This window comes from Achromobacter sp. NFACC18-2 (assembly GCF_900108985.1).
Taxonomy (GTDB): Bacteria; Pseudomonadota; Gammaproteobacteria; order Burkholderiales; family Burkholderiaceae_B; genus Achromobacter.
On the sequence record NZ_FNYM01000003.1, the window covers coordinates 196867 to 214226 of the forward strand.

Annotated in this window: 15 protein-coding genes; 11 read left to right on the forward strand and 4 right to left on the reverse strand. The window is 66.9% G+C overall.

The genetic code is table 11. The features are described from left to right. The first annotated feature begins 116 nt into the window (after positions 1 to 116). Positions 117 to 1292: a nicotinate phosphoribosyltransferase gene (pncB, locus tag BMW75_RS05790; RefSeq protein WP_076519357.1), complete on the forward strand. Its 1176-nt coding sequence runs from the start codon at positions 117 to 119 to the stop codon at positions 1290 to 1292. Positions 1293 to 1364: 72 nt separating this feature from the next. Then, positions 1365 to 1715, forward strand: a complete 351-nt coding sequence (locus BMW75_RS05795; protein ID WP_076519358.1) for a RidA family protein — start codon at positions 1365 to 1367, stop codon at positions 1713 to 1715. A 180-nt stretch (positions 1716 to 1895) separates the two neighbouring features. Here BMW75_RS05795 and BMW75_RS05800 read toward each other — a convergent pair whose 3' ends face one another. Both BMW75_RS05800 and BMW75_RS05805 read right to left on the reverse strand, forming a co-directional pair. Continuing rightward, the gene (locus BMW75_RS05800) at positions 1896 to 2405 is read right to left on the reverse strand and encodes an NAD(P)H-dependent oxidoreductase (protein WP_092577788.1); all 510 of its coding nucleotides are present in this window, start codon (positions 2403 to 2405) and stop codon (positions 1896 to 1898) included. After that, positions 2402 to 3235, reverse strand: coding sequence for a M90 family metallopeptidase (locus tag BMW75_RS05805; protein WP_092577791.1), 834 nt, complete (start codon positions 3233 to 3235; stop codon positions 2402 to 2404). Before BMW75_RS05805 ends, BMW75_RS05800 begins: the two co-directional genes overlap by 4 nt. A gap of 108 nt (positions 3236 to 3343) precedes the next feature. Between BMW75_RS05805 and BMW75_RS05810 the strand changes: the two genes are divergently transcribed. Next, the gene (locus BMW75_RS05810) at positions 3344 to 5623 is read left to right on the forward strand and encodes a RelA/SpoT family protein (protein WP_092577793.1); all 2280 of its coding nucleotides are present in this window, start codon (positions 3344 to 3346) and stop codon (positions 5621 to 5623) included. Positions 5624 to 5700: 77 nt separating this feature from the next. Here BMW75_RS05810 and BMW75_RS05815 read toward each other — a convergent pair whose 3' ends face one another. Continuing rightward, positions 5701 to 7014 carry an MFS transporter gene (locus BMW75_RS05815; RefSeq protein ID WP_092577795.1) on the reverse strand — a complete coding sequence of 438 codons (1314 nt, stop codon included), beginning with the start codon at positions 7012 to 7014 and terminating at the stop codon, positions 5701 to 5703. A 133-nt stretch (positions 7015 to 7147) separates the two neighbouring features. On the opposite strand from BMW75_RS05815, the gene argE reads away from it, so the two are divergent. The 7 genes from argE to BMW75_RS05850 all read left to right on the forward strand — a co-directional run bounded on the left by argE (position 7148) and on the right by BMW75_RS05850 (position 15222). After that, positions 7148 to 8299 carry an acetylornithine deacetylase gene (argE, locus tag BMW75_RS05820; RefSeq protein ID WP_076519363.1) on the forward strand — a complete coding sequence of 384 codons (1152 nt, stop codon included), beginning with the start codon at positions 7148 to 7150 and terminating at the stop codon, positions 8297 to 8299. A gap of 121 nt (positions 8300 to 8420) precedes the next feature. Beyond that, positions 8421 to 9620 carry a tryptophan synthase subunit beta gene (gene trpB / locus BMW75_RS05825; protein WP_092578055.1) on the forward strand — a complete coding sequence of 400 codons (1200 nt, stop codon included), beginning with the start codon at positions 8421 to 8423 and terminating at the stop codon, positions 9618 to 9620. Between the two features lie 4 nt (positions 9621 to 9624). Then, complete coding sequence (gene trpA, locus BMW75_RS05830) at positions 9625 to 10488, forward strand: tryptophan synthase subunit alpha (protein ID WP_092577797.1); 864 nt, start codon at positions 9625 to 9627, stop codon at positions 10486 to 10488. A 36-nt stretch (positions 10489 to 10524) separates the two neighbouring features. Beyond that, on the forward strand, positions 10525 to 11400 hold the full coding sequence (gene accD / locus BMW75_RS05835; protein WP_076519365.1) for an acetyl-CoA carboxylase, carboxyltransferase subunit beta: 876 nt from the start codon (positions 10525 to 10527) through the stop codon (positions 11398 to 11400). A gap of 279 nt (positions 11401 to 11679) precedes the next feature. After that, positions 11680 to 12228 carry an acyloxyacyl hydrolase gene (locus tag BMW75_RS05840; RefSeq protein WP_092577799.1) on the forward strand — a complete coding sequence of 183 codons (549 nt, stop codon included), beginning with the start codon at positions 11680 to 11682 and terminating at the stop codon, positions 12226 to 12228. 337 nt (positions 12229 to 12565) lie between these two features. Beyond that, positions 12566 to 13573 (forward strand): Bug family tripartite tricarboxylate transporter substrate binding protein, encoded by a 1008-nt coding sequence (locus tag BMW75_RS05845; protein WP_092577801.1) that lies wholly within the window; start codon positions 12566 to 12568, stop codon positions 13571 to 13573. A 101-nt stretch (positions 13574 to 13674) separates the two neighbouring features. Next, positions 13675 to 15222 (forward strand): UxaA family hydrolase, encoded by a 1548-nt coding sequence (locus BMW75_RS05850; RefSeq protein ID WP_076519368.1) that lies wholly within the window; start codon positions 13675 to 13677, stop codon positions 15220 to 15222. A gap of 89 nt (positions 15223 to 15311) precedes the next feature. On the opposite strand, the gene BMW75_RS05855 is transcribed toward BMW75_RS05850, so the two are convergent. Then, the gene (locus BMW75_RS05855; RefSeq protein WP_092577803.1) at positions 15312 to 16247 is read right to left on the reverse strand and encodes a dihydrodipicolinate synthase family protein; all 936 of its coding nucleotides are present in this window, start codon (positions 16245 to 16247) and stop codon (positions 15312 to 15314) included. Positions 16248 to 16415: 168 nt separating this feature from the next. On the opposite strand from BMW75_RS05855, the gene BMW75_RS05860 reads away from it, so the two are divergent. Then, positions 16416 to 17303, forward strand: a complete 888-nt coding sequence (locus tag BMW75_RS05860) for a LysR family transcriptional regulator (protein WP_092577805.1) — start codon at positions 16416 to 16418, stop codon at positions 17301 to 17303. Positions 17304 to 17360 lie beyond the last annotated feature (57 nt).

Consider the following 17360-nt stretch of genomic DNA (forward strand, 5'->3'; position numbering starts at 1 on the left):
GCGATTTTACCCAATGCCGCGCTGATGTGTCGGCAATACCCGTATTGACAGCGTGGCCCATCGTGCCGAAGGGCGTGTTCTCTATGCTATGGTGTCGCGAAACGAAACGCGCAATCATGATTATTACTTCGCTGCTCGACACCGACCTGTACAAGTTCAGCATGATGCAGGTGGTGCTGCATCATTTTCCCGCTGCCCAGGTCGAGTACCGGTACAAATGCCGAACCCAGGGCGTCGACCTGCGCCCCTATCTGGACGAAATCCGCCAAGAAGTGCACCAGCTTTGTCAGTTGCGCTTCACGGAAGACGAACTGAAATATCTGGGCAGCTTGCGCTTCATCAAAAGCGACTTCGTTGATTTTCTGGGCCTGTTCCACATGCCCGAGCGCTGCATCCACATCGCCGAAGGCGAGGGGCCCGGCGAGATCAGCATCGAGGTCAAGGGACCGTGGCTGCACACGATCCTGTTCGAGATCCCCGTGCTGGCCATCGTCAACGAGGTCTATTTCCGCAACACGCGCAAGCATCCGGACTGGGAAGAGGGCCGCAAGCGGCTGCAGTCCAAGATGCACCTGGTGCTGGACGATCCCGCGCTGGCCGATTTCCGGGTGGCCGAATACGGCACACGGCGCCGCTTCTCCAAGGCCTGGCACGAAGAAATCGTCTCGACCATGAAGGCCGAGATGGGCCCGCACTTTGCCGGCACCAGCAACGTGCTGCTCGCCAAGGAACATGACGTGCTGCCGCTGGGCACCATGGGCCATGAATACCTGCAGGCCTGCCAGGCGCTGGGGCCGCGCCTGCGGGATTCGCAGGTGTTCGCGCTGGAGGTCTGGGCCAAGGAATACCGCGGCGATCTCGGCATCGCGCTGTCCGACGTCTACGGCATGGATGCGTTCCTGCGCGATTTCGACATGTACTTCTGCAAGCTGTTCGACGGCGCGCGTCACGATTCCGGCGATCCCTTCATCTGGGGCGAGCGCCTGCTCGAGCACTACCGCAAGAACCGCGTGGATCCGCGCGCCAAGACGCTGGTGTTCTCGGATGCGCTGACCTTTCCCCGCGCCATCGAACTGGCGCGCCAGTTCTCGGGCCGCTGCAAGGTGTCGTTCGGCATCGGCACGAACCTCACCAACGACCTGGGCCACGAGCCGCTGCAGATCGTCATGAAGATGGTCCGCTGCAACGGACAGCCGGTGGCCAAGGTGTCCGACGCGCCGGAAAAGACGATGTGCGACGATCCCGCCTACCTGGCCTACCTGCGCCAGGTGTTCCAGTTGCCGCCCGCCTGACGACGCCTGGGCGTCGCGCGCGGGCATGTTTGCCCAGTTCCACCCACTCCACTCGACTCTAGGGGAATTTTCATGAGCAGCATCAAGCGCTTTCACGTGGCCAAGCGCCTGTCGGACATGGCCGTGTACAACGGCGTTGCCTACCTGGCGGGCCAGGTGCCGGACGACGCCACGCTGGACATCACCGGCCAGACCGAGCAAGTGCTGGCTACGATCGACCGCCTGCTGGCCGAAGCCGGCACCGACAAGACCAAGATCCTGATGGCCCAGATCTACGTGGCCAACATGAAGGAATTCGACGGCATGAACAAGGCCTGGGATGCGTGGGTCGCCGACGGCAATTCGCCTCCGCGCGCCACCGTCGAGGCCCGCCTGGCCAATCCCGACTACAAGGTCGAGATCGTGGTGACGGCCGCCCTCTGATTGCGCGGCCATGGCCGGCTGCGGCCGGCGCAGCGAAAAAAGCCCTCTGGCGCACGCCGAGGGCTTTTTTTCACGCTGCGCAGTACGGCTGGACCCGGTGTGACCAGGTGACTGACGCCCTTTGAGGCGCCGCCGCAAGCCAGGTTGTCCGACACCGGGCTTCAATCTGCCGTCCGCGCGTCAGGCGCCCAGCAGCACCATGCCCGCCAACAGCCCGCCCAGTTCCTCGCAGCGTGCCAGGTCGGCGGCCGCCACCGTCTTGGGCGCCAGGATCTGCGCGGCGGTCTGCGCGCCCATGTTGACGATCAGCGCCGGCGCGATGGCAGTCAGGCGCCAGCCCGTGCAGATGCGTTCGACCTGCCGCGCCGCGCCCGAGCCGTCGCTGCCGGCGCTGATCATGGCGGCGTAGGGACGGCCCTGGATTCGGTCCAGCACGGCGTAGTAGTTGCGGTCAAAGCATTCCTTCATCTCGCCGCTCAGGCTGGCAAGATTCTCGGGGGCGCAGAAAAGATAGCCCTGGCTGGCCAGCAACGCGTCGGCATCGGCGTCCTGCGCCCGCCGCAGTTCGATCCGCAGATCGTCCGCCTGTTCCAGGGCCGCGGCCGCCGCCGCCGCGCCGCGCGCCGCAGCCTGGGCCATCTGCTGCGCCGCGCCGGTGCGCGAATGCCAGACGATCAGCAGCTGTTTCATGCGTAACGTTCCGCCGGGTCCTGCCGGTAGTAGGCCCGCAGCAGGGCATACCACTCGGGCAGGGCCTGCTGCATGGGGTGGGGGTCGACGAAGAAGTGCTCCGAGCTGACGGCAAAGAACTCCGCTTCGTCCGTGGCGGCATACGGATCCAGGGGCAACTGGCCATACCAGGCGTCCGCGTCCTCGCTTTCCGGGTCCACGTCGCGCGGAATGGCGGCTTCCACGGCGTCGACGGCGGCAATGAATCGGTCCAGGCTGTCGTCCAGCACCCGGCGCCAGGCGCGCGGATCGAGTTCGGGGTGCGCCGCCAGCGAAGGCATGCCGTCCGCATCGCCCGAACGCAGGTCCAGCTTGTGCGCGAATTCGTGGATGACCACATTGAAGCCGCCGTCGGACAGTTGCGTGTCTTCCCAGGACAGGACCAGCGGTCCGCCTTCCCAGGCCTCGCCCGCGGCGTCTTCGATGTATTCATGGACGACGCCGTCCTCGTCCTGGCGCGACCGGGGGATGCGGAAGCTGGCCGGATACACGATGATCTCGTCCCAGCCTTCGTACAGTTCTGGCGCGAGGTTCAGGATGGGCAGGCCGGCCTGCGCCGCGATGGACAGCCGCATGAAGTCCGAGACCGCCAGGCCCTGCGCGCCGTTGATGGTCTTGCTGGCCAGCAGCCAGGCGGCGCGCGCCTGCAACTGGGCAGTTTCGTCGGGGGTCAGCGCCGCCAAAAATGGGTAGGCGTCCAGCACCTGCCTCCAGAGTTCGGGCGGGATGCGGGCCTGCATGTCGGCCACCGCGGACGGGCGGGCGCCCCGGCCCTTCAGCCAGCGCAACATAAGCTTTGGTTCCTACGATATGCCGCGATGCGGCAGTGGGTTCAGGGTGACTGAACCCTAGTGTAGAGTGTCGGGATATTCAACCAAACCCCCCGCGCTACGTCCGTTATGTCCGCCCCGCCTGTTCCCGATGCGCCTTCGCCATTCGACGCTTCCTGGCGGCAGGAAGCCGGAGCCGGCCTGGATGACGACGGCCTGGCGCTGATCGACCGTGCGGTGCAGTGGGCCGTGCCTCGCTTCGAGGGGCAGCAGGCGCTTACGGGCGAGCCGCTGGCAGGACACGGCGCCGGCGTGGTCCGTATCCTGGCCGGCCTGCACACCGACGCCGCCACGCGCGCCGCCGCGCTGCTGGCCGCCCTGCCCACCGACCTGATGGCCCCCGCGCCGTCCCTGCGCAATGACCCCATCGCCACGGCATTCGGGGCGGAGATCGCCCGTCTGGTGCAGGGCACCTATGCGCTGTTGCGGCTGGGCGTGGTGGCCCGCCAGGCCAGCGACGTGTCGGCGGAAAGCGGCTCGCAGAAGGAAATGCAGCGCAAGATGCTGCTGGCGATGGCGGCCGACCTGCGCATCGTGCTGATGCGCCTGGCCTCGCGGCTGCGCACGCTGCGCTGGCACGCCGAGAGCAAGGCGCCATGCTCGCCGGGCTTTGCGCGCGAAACCCTGGACCTGTATGCCCCCTTGGCCAACCGGCTGGGCATCTGGCAGATCAAATGGGAAATGGAAGATCTGTCGTTCCGCTTCCTGGAGCCCGAAAAATACAAGCAGATCGCCCGCCTGCTCGAAGAAAAGCGGGTCGAGCGCGAGGCCTTCATCGCCGGGGCCATCGCGCGCCTGCAGCAGGCGCTGGCCAAGGGCGGCATCGACGCCGAAGTCAGCGGGCGTCCCAAGCACATCTACAGCATCTGGAACAAGATGCGCGTCAAGCGCCTGGACTTCGCGCAGATGTACGACCTGCGCGCGCTGCGCGTCATCGTGGAGGACGTGCGCGCCTGCTATACGGCGCTGGGCATGGTCCATGAAATGTGGACGCCGCTCTCCGACGAGTTCGACGACTACATCTCGCGTCCCAAGCCCAATGGCTACCGGTCCCTGCATACGGTGGTGGCCGATGACGACGGCCGTCCCTTTGAAGTGCAGATCCGCACGCGCGAGATGCACCAGTTCGCCGAATACGGCATGGCCGCGCATTGGCGCTACAAGGAAGCCGGCGCCAAGGGCGGGCAGGTGGCTGCCTCCAGCGAATACGACCGGCAGCTTGCGTGGATGCGCCAGTTGCTCGCCTGGAACAGCGAGGTCGAAGGCGGCGCGGACGCGGTGCCGGAACCGGCCAAGCCTCCGTCCGGCAAGGCCGCCTCCGGCAAGGGCCGCGGCGCCGTCGCGGCGCCCGCGCCGGGCGACGACCGCATCTACGTGCTGACGCCGCAGGCGCGCGTGATCGAACTGCCCGCGGGCGCGACGCCGGTGGATTTCGCGTATCACCTGCATACCGACCTGGGCCATCGCTGCCGGGGCGCGCGCGTCGACGGCCAGATGGTGCCGCTGCAGACGCGCCTGTCCACCGGGCAGACCGTGGAGATTCTCTCCGCCAAATCCGGCGGACCGTCGCGCGACTGGCTCAATCCGCAGTTGGGCTTTCTGGCCAGCCCGCGCGCCCGCGCCAAGGTCCGCATGTGGTTCAACGCGATCGAGCTGCAGCAGCGCATCACGCAGGGCCAGGCCCTGGTCGAAAAAGAGCTGCAGCGCCTGGGCAAGACCGCGGTCAACCTGGAGCAACTCGCGCAGAACCTGGGCTTTGCGCGCGCCGACGACCTCTACGTCGCGGCGGCCAAGGAAGAATTCAGCCTGCGGCAGATCGACGCGCTGTTCCAGCAGCCGGGACCGGCCACTGAACCCCAGCCCGCGGCGCTGCGCCACGCCAGCGCGGGCAGCGCCGAGAAAAGCGGCAAGAGCGGCGTGCTGGTGGTGGGCGTGGGATCGCTGCTCACGCAGCTTGCCCGCTGCTGCCGGCCCGCGCCGCCCGATGCCATCTCCGGTTTTGTGACGCGGGGGCGCGGCGTGTCCATCCACCGCCGCGATTGCCACAGCTACCTGGCGCTCGCCGCGCGCGAGCCGGAACGCGTCATCGAGGTGGCGTGGGGCGAAACCGCCGACACCTTCTACCCGGTGGACATCAGCGTGCGCGCGCACGACCGTTCCGGCCTGCTGCGCGACCTCTCCGAAGTCTTCGCGCGGCTGCGCCTGAACGTGGTGGGCGTGAACACGCAGAGCAAGCAGTCGCTCGCCCACATGGTGTTCACGGTGGAAGTGCGCGGCGGGGAATCCCTGTCCCGCGCGCTGGATGCCCTGGCCGAGGTGCAGGGCGTGTCGTCGGCGGTGCGCCGCTAGGCTGTGATCCGGCGGCGCGAGCCGCCGCCCGATCATGCCCCGCGGTCACTGGGGCGGGCCGGGGGCCCGCCGCCGCTTCAGTGTTCCAGCTTCTCGTGCGCGCGGTCGCGCATATAGAAGGCGGCGACCAGGCCCAGGGCCACGCCAAACATCACGTAGTAGGCGGGCGCCATGGGCGAGCCCGTGGTCTTGATCAGCCAGGTCACGATGAACTGCGCGAAACCGCCGAAGATCATCACGGCCACGTTATAGGCAAGCGACAGGCCCACCGAGCGCACGCGCGCCGGGAACAGTTCCGCCATGACCGTGCTGAACACGCCAAAAAAGGCCGACACGAAAATGCAGACCACGACCTGCACGGTCAGCAGCCGGCCGATCGAGGGCGCGTCCGACAGCCAGAAGTAGAGCGGGTACAGCACGATCAGATAGCCGATCAGCGAGCCGATCACCAGCGGGCGGCGGCCGACGCGGTCGGACCAGGCGCCCATGAAGGGGGTCAGCAGCACCATCAGGGCCGCGCCCGCCATCTGCACCAGGAAGGTGTGGTTCAGCGGCAGCTTCAGGATCTGCGTGGAGTAGGTCACCAGATACGTGAAGGTGATGTAGATGGACACCGTGGCCGTCACCACGAGGCCCACGCCGATCAGCGTCTCGCGCGTGTGGGTGCGCAGCATCTGGCCCAGCGTCAGGCGCTGCACTTCGCCACGCGCGGCGGCCTGGCGGTCGGCTTCCTTCATCTGCTTGAAGACATCCGTTTCGTCGACGTTGCGGCGGATATAGATGGCGATCGGCACAATTACCAGGCCGAAGGCGAAAGGCAGGCGCCATGCCCAGTCGGCGATCTGCTGCTCGGTGAAGAACTCGGTGATGAGCGTGCCGCAGCCCGCGCCGATCAGCAGCGCCAGCATCTGGCCCGCCATCTGCCACGAGCCGTAGAAGCCGCGCCGGCCATTGGGCGCCATTTCGATCAAGAGCGCCGTCGAGGTGCCGAATTCGCCGCCCGCCGAGAACCCCTGCAAGAGGCGTGCGATGAGGATGAAGATGGGCGCCAGGATGCCGGCGGCATGGTAGGTCGGGGCGACCGTGATCAGCGCGATGGACACGGCCATCAGCGAGGTCACCATCACCATCGCGGCCTTGCGGCCCTTGCGGTCGCCGTACAGGCCCAGGATGATGCCGCCCACCGGGCGCATGAAAAAGCCCACGCCGAAGATGGCCGTGGTCATGAGGATGGCGTTCAGTTCGCTGCCGGGAATGCTGGGATCGGTGGGAAAGAACAGCTTGGCGATGATCGGCGTCATGAACGCGAACACCAGGAAGTCATACCATTCGAGGGCGTTGCCTATCACTGCTGCCACGATGTTGCGTGTGGGGACTGCTTTGTGCTGCACGGGTTCTCCTTGGGGGGCTTGTCAAATGCGGCCGACATTCTAGGCGTTTACCGCGAGGGCGGTCGCGCACGCCGTCCGCGACGCGGGCGCGCGCTGGCTTTACACTGCGTCTTTTCCCCACGAGAGTAGTGACATGAACGCGCGCACCTGGCTGGAAACGCTGGTTGGCTTTGACACCACCAGCCGCAATTCCAATCTTGCCCTGATCGAAACCGTCCGTGACTGGCTCAAGGGCCAGGGCGTCGATGCCTGGCTCGCGCACAACCCCGAGCGCACCAAGGCCAACCTGTTCGCCACGCTGCCCGCGCAGGACGGCAACCAGCAGGGCGGCATCGTCCTGTCGGGCCACACCGACGTGGTGCCCGTGGACGGCCAGGACTGGAGCACCGATCCGTTCAAGCTCGTCGAAAAGGACGGCCTGCTGTACGGGCGCGGCAGCTGCGACATGAAGGGCTTCATCGCCGGTTCGCTGGCCTTGGTGCCCGAATTCATGGCCATGCCCCGCAAGAAGCCCATCCACCTGGCGTTCTCCTACGACGAGGAAGTCGGCTGCGCGGGCGCGCCGTACATGCTGGCCGACCTGCTCGAGCGCGGCATCCGTCCCGAAGGCTGCGTGGTCGGCGAGCCCACCGGCATGCAGGTGGTGGTGGCGCACAAGGGCATCAATCTCTTCCGCTGCAAGGTCCACGGCAAGGCGGCCCATTCGTCGCTGACGCCGCGCGGCTGCAACGCCATCGAGTACGCCGCCCGCCTCATCTGCCGCATCCGCGACCTGGCCGACAGCTTCAAGGCCAACGGGCCCTACGACCAGTTCTACGACGTGCCGTTCTCCACGATGACCACCAACCAGATCCGGGGCGGCATCGCGGTCAACACCATTCCTGAGCTCTGCGAATTCACCTACGAATTCCGCAACCTGCCGGGCATGCGCCCCGACGACATCCAGGCCGAAGTCGAAAAATACGTGCGCGAAGAACTCCTGCCGCGCATGCAGGCCGAATTCGACGGCGCCCGCATCGACATCGAGACCGGCGCCGCGGCGCCCGCGCTGGAAGCCTCGGAAGAAGCCGCCATCACGCAGCTCGTGCGCGCCCTGACCGAGGACCGCGCCACGCGCAAGGTTGCCTACGGCACCGAGGCCGGCCTGTTCCAGGGCATCGGGATCCCCACGGTGGTCTGCGGCCCCGGCCATATCGAACAGGCCCACAAGCCCAACGAATACGTGGCCCTGGACCAGCTCGCCGCGTGCGAGACCTTCCTGCGGCGCATGGGGCAGTCGCTCTGAGGAGCGGGACGCCCCGGGGGCGGGCGGCGCGCCGGTGCCGCCCGCGTCAGGTAAAATGACGGGTTGCAAACCGGATTTGCGGCGGGCATTGGCCTATCCGCGTTCCGGGGGAGATGCTTTGGTGAAACCTTACGACTTTCCGGATGCCAAGGGCCATTTCGGGCCTTATGGCGGTGTTTTCGTGGCGGAAACGCTGATGCACGCGCTCGACGAGCTGCGCGCGGCCTATGACCGTTACCGGGTCGATCCCGCCTTCCTGGAAGAGTTCAACTACGAACTCAAGCATTTCGTGGGCCGGCCCAGTCCGGTCTACCACGCCCGCCGCTGGTCCGAGCTCGTGGGCGGCGCCCAGATCTGGTTCAAGCGCGAAGACCTGAACCACACCGGCGCCCACAAGGTCAACAACTGTATCGGCCAGGCCCTGCTCGCCAAGCGCATGGGCAAGCCGCGCGTCATCGCCGAGACCGGCGCGGGCCAGCACGGCGTGGCCACCGCCACGGTGGCGGCCCGCTATGGCATGGAATGCGTGGTGTACATGGGCAGCGAAGACGTGCGCCGCCAGGCCTCCAACGTCTACCGCATGAAGCTGCTGGGCGCCACGGTGGTGCCCGTGACCTCCGGTTCGCGCACCCTGAAGGACGCGCTGAACGAAGCCATGCGCGACTGGGTCACCAACATCGAAAACACGTTCTACATCATCGGCACGGTGGCGGGTCCTGACCCCTATCCCCGCATGGTGCGCGACTTCCAGACCGTGATCGGCAACGAATGCCTGACGCAGATGCCCGAGGCCATCGGCCGCCAGCCCGACTACGTGGTGGCGGCGGTGGGCGGCGGTTCCAACGCGATGGGCATCTTCCATCCCTACATCCCGTATGAAAACGTGCGCCTCATTGGCGTCGAGGCCGCCGGGGAAGGCATGGACAGCGGCAAGCACGCCGCATCGCTGGCCGCCGGCCAGGTGGGCGTGCTGCACGGCAACCGCACCTATGTCATGCAGAACGCAGACGGCCAGGTCCAGGAAACGCATTCCGTCTCCGCCGGCCTGGACTATCCCGGCGTCGGTCCCGAACACGCCTGGCTCAAGGACTCGGGCCGCGCCGAATACGTGGGCATCACGGACGACGAAGCCCTGAAGGCCTTCCACGACTGCTGCCGCATCGAAGGCATCATGCCGGCCCTGGAATCCTCCCATGCCATCGCCCACGCCGTGAAGTTGGCCGCCACGCTGCCGCGCGACGCCGTGATCCTGGTCAATCTGTCGGGCCGGGGCGACAAGGACATGCATACCGTCGCCGAACGCGCCGGCCTCGAGCTCTGACACCATGACAACCCGCACCGATCGCATTGCCGCGGCTTTCGCGCGCACCGCTGAATCCGGCCGCGCCGCGGCCCTGATTCCCTACATCGCCGCCGGCGATCCTTCCCCCGCCGCCACGGTTCCCCTGATGCACGCGCTGGTCCAGGCCGGCGCCGACGTCATCGAACTGGGCGTGCCGTTCTCCGATCCGATGGCCGACGGCCCCGTGATCCAGCGCGCCGCGGACCGCGCCATCGCGCAGGGCGTGGGCCTGGCGCGCGTGCTCGACCTGGTGGCCGAATTCCGCCAGCGCGACACCGACACGCCCGTGGTCCTGATGGGCTACGCCAATCCCATCGAGCGCATGGGCCAGGCGGAATTCGCCAGCCGTGCCGCGCAGGCCGGCGTGGACGGCGTGCTGGTCGTGGACTATCCGCCCGAAGAAGTCCTCGAATTCGCCGCCACGCTGGGCGGGCACGGCATTGCGCCGATCTTCCTGCTGGCGCCCACGTCCACCGAAGACCGCATCAAGGCCGTGTCCGGCGTTGCGCGCGGCTATGTCTACTACGTCTCGCTCAAGGGCGTGACGGGGGCCGGCTCGCTCAACACCGACGACGTCGCCGAGCGCGTCGCCGTGATCCGCCGCCACGTGCGCGACATTCCGGTCGGCGTTGGGTTCGGCATCCGCGATGCCGAAAGCGCCCAGCGCGTGGCGCGCGTCGCCGATGCGGTCGTCATCGGCAGCAAACTGATCGAAACCATGGAACAGGCGGTCGCCAATGCGCCGGCTGCCCAGCAAACCGACGCCGCAGTCGCCGCCGCCAGCGGCTGGCTGCGCACCATCCGGCAGGCGCTGGATCAAGTCAAACGCGAGAACGCGTCGGCCTGAGCGGCCGGGCGCGATCTCAAACGGGATGAATAATCAATGAGCTGGATCGATAAACTCCTGCCTCCTCGCATCAATAAAACCAGCGACAGCGGCGCCCGCCGCGTTCCCGAAGGCCTGTGGGTGAAATGCCCGTCGTGCGAATCGGTGCTGTATAGCGAAGACCTGGCAGCCAACCTCCACGTCTGCCCCAAGTGCGACCACCACATGCGGATCGGGGCTCGCGCCCGCATCGATTCGCTGCTCGACATGGAAGGCCGCGTCGAAATCGGCCAGACCACGCGTTCGGTCGACACGCTGAAGTTCAAGGACACGCGCAAGTATCCCGAGCGCCTGCAAGAGGCCGTCAAGGCGACGGGCGAAACCGACGCGCTGGTGGTCATGAGCGGCTCGATCCGCGGCGTGCCCGCCACGCTGGCCTGCTTTGAATTCGAATTCATGGGCGGTTCCATGGGCTCGGTGGTCGGCGAGCGCTTCGCGCGCGGCGCGCAGGCCGCCCTGGACAACAAGACCCCCTTCATCTGCGTTGCCGCTTCCGGCGGCGCGCGCATGCAGGAAAGCCTGCTGTCGCTGATGCAGATGGCCAAGACGAACGCCATGCTGACCCGCCTGTCGGCGGCCGGCCTGCCGTTCATCAGCGTGCTGACCGATCCCACCATGGGCGGCGTGTCGGCCAGCTTTGCCTTCATGGGCGACGTGGTCATCGCGGAGCCCAAGGCGCTGATCGGCTTTGCCGGCCCGCGCGTGATCGAGCAGACCGTCCGCGAAAAGCTGCCGGAAGGCTTCCAGCGCGCCGAATTCCTGCTGCAAAAGGGCGCGATCGACATGGTCGTCGACCGCCGCCAACTGCGCGAGGAAATCGCCCGCCTGCTGGCCCTGTTGACCAACCAGCCGGCGGACGTGGTCACCGCCTGAGAATGCTGCCTGGACGCCCGGCCGCAGCGGTTGGGCCGTCCAGTGACACATGCCGCCGGCAGCCTCGCGCTCCCGGCGGCATTTTTCTGCGCGCGACGCGGTTTTCGGGAACGGCGCTTGCTATGGCCGCCTAGCGCGATATCGCAGGCCTGAAACACGCGACTTTCGGAACAGTCTTTTTCATGGCAATTTGTTGCCAGATTGCGACAGGCACCACGCCAGTTGATCCGGATTTTGCTATGGTCTTCCGTTAGTCCAGAAACACATGGAGTTATTCCAATGCAGTCGACGAAGAAGAAAATGCTGACGCGCCTTGCCGGCCTTGCCCTGGCAGGGGTTGCCACCTTCGCGAGCGCCCAGTCGTCCGAAGGCACCCAGGGGGGCGTGAGCCTGCACTACGGCATTGGCGACCACTACAAGCGCCTGACCCTCAACTACGAAACCGCCTCGCTCTGGACTTATCAATTCGGCGGCAATTGGGGACGCCTTGATCTGACGCCGGAATTCGGTGCGTCGTACTGGCAGGCCGACGGTTCCCGCTCGCCGGGCCACGTGTGGCAATTCAGCGCCATCCCGATGTTCCGCTGGTGGACCGGCGAACGCTTCTACATCGAAGCGGGTATCGGCGCCACGCTGTTTTCCAGCACGCGCTTTGCCGACGAAAACATCAGCACGGCCTTCCAGTTCGGCGACCACGTCGGCGTGGGCTTCCTGGTCACCCCGAACAACCGCATCGGCCTGCGTTATTCGCATTTCTCGAACGCCAGCATCAAGCGTCCGAATCCGGGCCTGGACGTCGTGCAGCTTACCTACACGTACCAGTTCTGATTGCCTCCTGCATGGACGCGGGGCGCGCTCGCCTGAGCGTGCGCCCTGCGCGCAGATCCTGCAAAACCACCCATCCGGGTGGTTTTTTTTGCCCGGCGCCGGGGTCTGGTCTATTTTCCGGCCTCCTGTCCTGCCCGCCGCAGGGGCGCTGCCCGACGATTCAACACCTCAAAAAGATTATGTTCTGACTGCGTTTCCACGTACTTGTTGGTGTGGAGTGCTATGCCCAGAATGCCCTGGCGACACCCAAAACCACAACGAGCCGTCGCAGGGCCCTGATCGCCGCATCCCGCGCGGTCCCGCAGGCGCCCGAGAGTACGGCACACGGAGACGTCAGATGAAATACCCCTGTATGCAGGCGCGCCGCATGGCGCGCATGGCCGGCGCCGCCGGCCTGGCTATTGCCCTCGGCACCGCATCCTCCATCGCGCTGGCCGACGAATTCCCGAACAAACCCTTGCGCATGGTCGTGGGCTTTGCGCCCGGAGGCGGCGCGGATATCGTGGCCCGCCTGGTGGGCGCGAAGATGGCCGAAAACCTGGGGCAGCAGGTGGTCGTCGAGAACCGCGCAGGCGCCACGGGCACGATCGCCGCCGACAACGTGGCGCGCTCGCCCGCCGACGGCTATTCGCTGTTCCTGGGGTCGCAGTCCACCATGGTGGTCGCGCCGTCCTTGTTTCCCACGTTGCCCTTCACGCCCGAAAAGGACTTCACGCCGGTCTCGCAAGTGGTCACCATGCCGTTGATCCTGGTGGTCAATCCCGCCCTGGTCGACGTCAAGAGCGTCGGCGAGCTCACCGAGCACATCCGGAAGGCCGGCAACGGCGCGCTCAGCTATGCCTCCTCAGGCCAGGGCGGCCCGCAGCACATCGCCGGAGAGCTGTATGCCCACATGGTGGGCACCAAGGTGACGCACGTGCCTTACAAGGGCGAATCGGCCGCGATCGCCGACGTGCTGGGCGGACATGTGCCCTACATGTTCGCGAACCTGCCGGTGGCGCTGCCGTACATCAGCTCGGGCAAGCTGCGCCCGCTGGCCATCACCAGCCTGAAACGCGACCCCAAGGCGCCCCAGATCCCCACGCTGGCCGAATCCGGCTTCAAGGACTTCGAGGTCTCGACCTGGTACGGCGTCTTCGCGCCGGCCAAGACGCCCAAGGCCGTGGTCGACAAGCTTTCCACCTCGATCCGGTCCGCGCTGGACCAGCGCGATATGCAGGCCAAGCTCAGCGAGCAGGGCTTCACGGTGGTGGGCAGCGATTCGGCCGCCTTCAGCCGCTTCGTGGGCGCCGAGCTGCCGCGCTGGTCGGTGCTGATCCGAGATATTGGCATCAAGCCCGAGTAGGGCGGACCTGCCGGGCGATCGGAGCCGGTCGCCCGACGCCGGTCGCCCGCAGCCGGTCGCCTGATGCCGGTCGCCCCCATTTTTCCTTCCCGAGACTATCTATGATCGATTTCACCGAAAAGCGCGCCGCCGGTCCCGTCATCCGGCTGCACTCCGCGGACAACGTCGTGGTGGCGCGCGTGCCGCTGGGCATCGGCACGGCCGTGCCTGCCGAAGGCCTCGTCAGCCGCAGCCAGGTCCCGGCCGGGCACAAGATCGCGGCGCGCGACCTGCGCGCGGGCGAGCCCATCCTCAAGTACAACGTGTGCATCGGCTTTGCCGCCACGGACATACCGGCCGGCACCTACGTCCACTCGCACAACATGGACTTCCAGGAGTTCGACCGCGACTATGCGCACGCGCGCGATTACGTGCCGACCCGCATCCTGCCCGAGTCCGAGCAGGCGCAATTCCAGGGCATCGTGCGCGCCAACGGGCAGGTGGGCACGCGCAACTACATCGGCATCCTGGCCACCGTGAACTGTTCCGCCACGGTGGTGCATCGCATTGCCGCGGCGTTCACGCAGGAGGCGATGGCGGCCTATCCCAATGTGGATGGCGTGGTGGCGCTGAGCCATGGCATGGGATGCGGCATGGAAATGTCGGGCGAGCCGATGGACCTGCTTCGGCGCACGATGGGCGGCTATGCCTGTCATGCGAACTTTGCCGGGGTGCTGATCGTCGGGCTGGGCTGCGAGCGCAATCAGCTCGATGCGCTGCTCAAGGACCAGGGCCTCGAAGCGGGCGCGCGGCTGCGGACATTCATCATGCAGGAGACCGGCGGCACGCGTAAAACCATCGAAGCGGGCATCGATGCCGTGAAGGCCATGCTGCCGCAGGCGAACGACGTGCAGCGTGTGCCGGTGCCTGCGCGGCACCTGAAGATCGGCTTGCAGTGCGGCGGGTCGGACGGGTTTTCGTCGATCACCGCGAATCCGGCGCTGGGCGCGGCCATGGACATCCTGGTGCGCCACGGCGGCACGGCCATATTGTCGGAGACCCCGGAAATTTATGGGGTGGAGCACACCCTGACCTCGCGCGCGCGCAGCCGCGAGGTGGGCGAGAAGCTGGTGCGGCGCATCCGCTGGTGGAAGGAAGAATACTCGCCGGGCCGTGACGTGCAGATCAATGGAAAGGTCAGTCCGGGCAATCAGATGGGTGGTCTGGCCAATATCTTCGAGAAATCGCTGGGTTCCTCGATGAAGGGCGGCACGACGGGCTTGATGGAGGTGTATCGCTACGCAGAGCCCGTCCGGCAGCCGGGCATGGTGTTCATGGACACGCCGGGCTTTGATCCCGTGTCGGCGACAGGGCAGATCGCGGGCGGCGCGAACATGATCTGCTTTACCACCGGCCGCGGCTCGATGTTCGGCGCCAAGCCGGTGCCTTCGATCAAGCTCGCGACCAATACGCCGATGTTCGAGCGCCTGACCGAGGACATGGACGTCAATTGTGGCCAGATCCTGGACGGCACCGCCACGCTGCAAGAGGTGGCGCAGCGGATCTTCGAAGAGATCCTGCGCGTGGCCTCGGGCGCCCGCAGCAAGAGCGAATTGCTGGGGCTGGGGGACCACGAGTTTGTGCCCTGGAACATTGGTGTCGTGAGCTGATCCGCATGGCGCGGGCCGCGCCGGCGCGGACGGTCCGGCGGGACCGTCCGCGTGTCGCGGTCAGGAGCCAGGCAGGAATCAGGCAGCGATCAGGCGTCGGCCAGCGCGGCCGCACCAGGCATGTCAAAGCCGTTGGCCTGAAGCGCAGCCTTCAGGGCATCGGTCTGCGCCGCGTTCAGCTCGACCAGCGGCGCGCGCACCGTGGCCCACGCGGCGTCGCCCGATTTCCAGGCGATGGCGGCCTTCATGGCGGGAATCATGGGAAATTGCTGGAACACGTTGCGCGTGGCGTTCAGGCCCGCCTGGCGCTCGTCCGCATCCGCTTCCTGCCAGCGCTGCTGCAGCGCGACGATGGGGCCCGGATTGACGTTGCCGGTCGCCGTGATGCAGCCCACGCCGCCCGCGCGCAGCGTCTGCAGCAGGAATGCCTCGCTGCCCGCATAGACCTGGAAGCCGCGCGGCGCAAAGCGTTCGATCATCGCCGCCGTGTTGGCCCAATCGCCGCCGCTGTCCTTCACGCCCGCGACGATGCCGGGGTAGCGGTCCAGCAGGCGGTCGATGAGATCCAGGCTGAGGGGCACCTGGCTGACGGGCGGGATGTGGTACAGGTACATGCGCAGCGCGTCGTCGCCCACGCCCTCGATCAGTCCGGCGTAGTAGCGGAAAAGGCCTTCGTCGCTGACGCCTTTGTAGTAGAACGGCGGCAGCACCAGCACGCCCATGCTGCCGCTGCGCACCGCATGCTGGGTGAGCGCAATGGCGTCGGGCAGCGCGCACGCGCCCGTGCCGGGCATCAGCGCCGACGGTTCCACGCCCGCGTCGAGCAGCGCGTCCAGCAGGGTGTGCTTTTCGGCCAGGGACAGCGAATTCGCCTCGGAATTGGTCCCAAATATGGCCAGTCCGACGGACTGCTCGCGCAGCCAGCGGCAATGCTTCACGTAGCGGCCCAATGCCGGACGATGGCGCTCATCGAACGGTGTCAGCACCGGGGAAAAAACGCCGGGAATGCGGGCAGGGGTCGTCATGTCTCTACTCGTTATCGGTTGGGGGAAGAAACGCGTCGCGGCCGCGCGGCTGCGATCCCCGATTCTGGCATTGATCCGGCCTGCAAACATCTGCTGTTTAATGGGTTCAATCCATAAAATTATTGTGGTTTGCCATCGGTCAAGCCACGTATCGACAAGGGGGAGACGGTGGATACGCGATATGTGCAGAGCTTTGTGTCGGTGGTCGAATGCGGTTCGCTGGCCGAGGCGGCGCGGCGGCTCGACCTGACGCCCGCCGCCATCGCGGCGCGCGTGCGCACGCTGGAGGAGGAGCTGGGCGCCACGCTGGTCAAGCGCGTGGGGCGCAGCGTCAAGGCGACCGAAGCCGGCCTGAAAGTGCTGGAACGCGCCCGCGGCGTCCTGCGCGAAGTGCGCGACCTACGGGCCAGCGCCGCGGACGATGCGCCGCTGGGCGAGCTGCGCCTGGGGGTCTCGGCCTCGGGGCTGACGGGCATCATGCCCATCGTCCTGGCCCGCCTGTACCGCCGGCTGCCCAAGCTGGCGGTCTTCATGGAGCCGGGCACCTCCAATCACCTGTACCACCGGGTGATCAACGGGGACCTGGACGCCGCGTTCATCGTCAAGCCGCAATTCAACCTGTCCAAGGGCTACGCCTGGAAGCTGTTGACCGAGGAGCCGCTGGTCGTTCTTGCGCCGCCCGGCACGCCGGGAAACGACGCCCACGAACTGATGCGCACGCAACCCTTCATCCGCTACGACCGCAACGTCTGGGGCGGCCGCCTGGCCGACCAATACCTGCGCCAGCATGGCATCGCGCCGCGCGAGCGGCTGGAGGTCGATGGCCTCATGGGCATTGCCTGCATGGTCTCCGAGGGCCTGGGCGTGTCGCTGGTGCCGGACTGGGCGCCGGACTGGCTCGACAGCCGCCGCGTCAAGCGCGTGCTGCTGCCCGGGCGTGCGCCCCTGCGCCGGATGGGCATTCTGTGGGCGCGGCACATGCCGCATTCGGCGCTCGCGGAGGCCTTTGTGGAGGAGGCGGGCAGGGCCTTGAATCCGCTTGCGCGCCGCGCGTAGGGGGACCGGGGCCCTAGCTCCCTTCCCGAGGGCGCGGCGCGGCCCCTGTGAATCCGC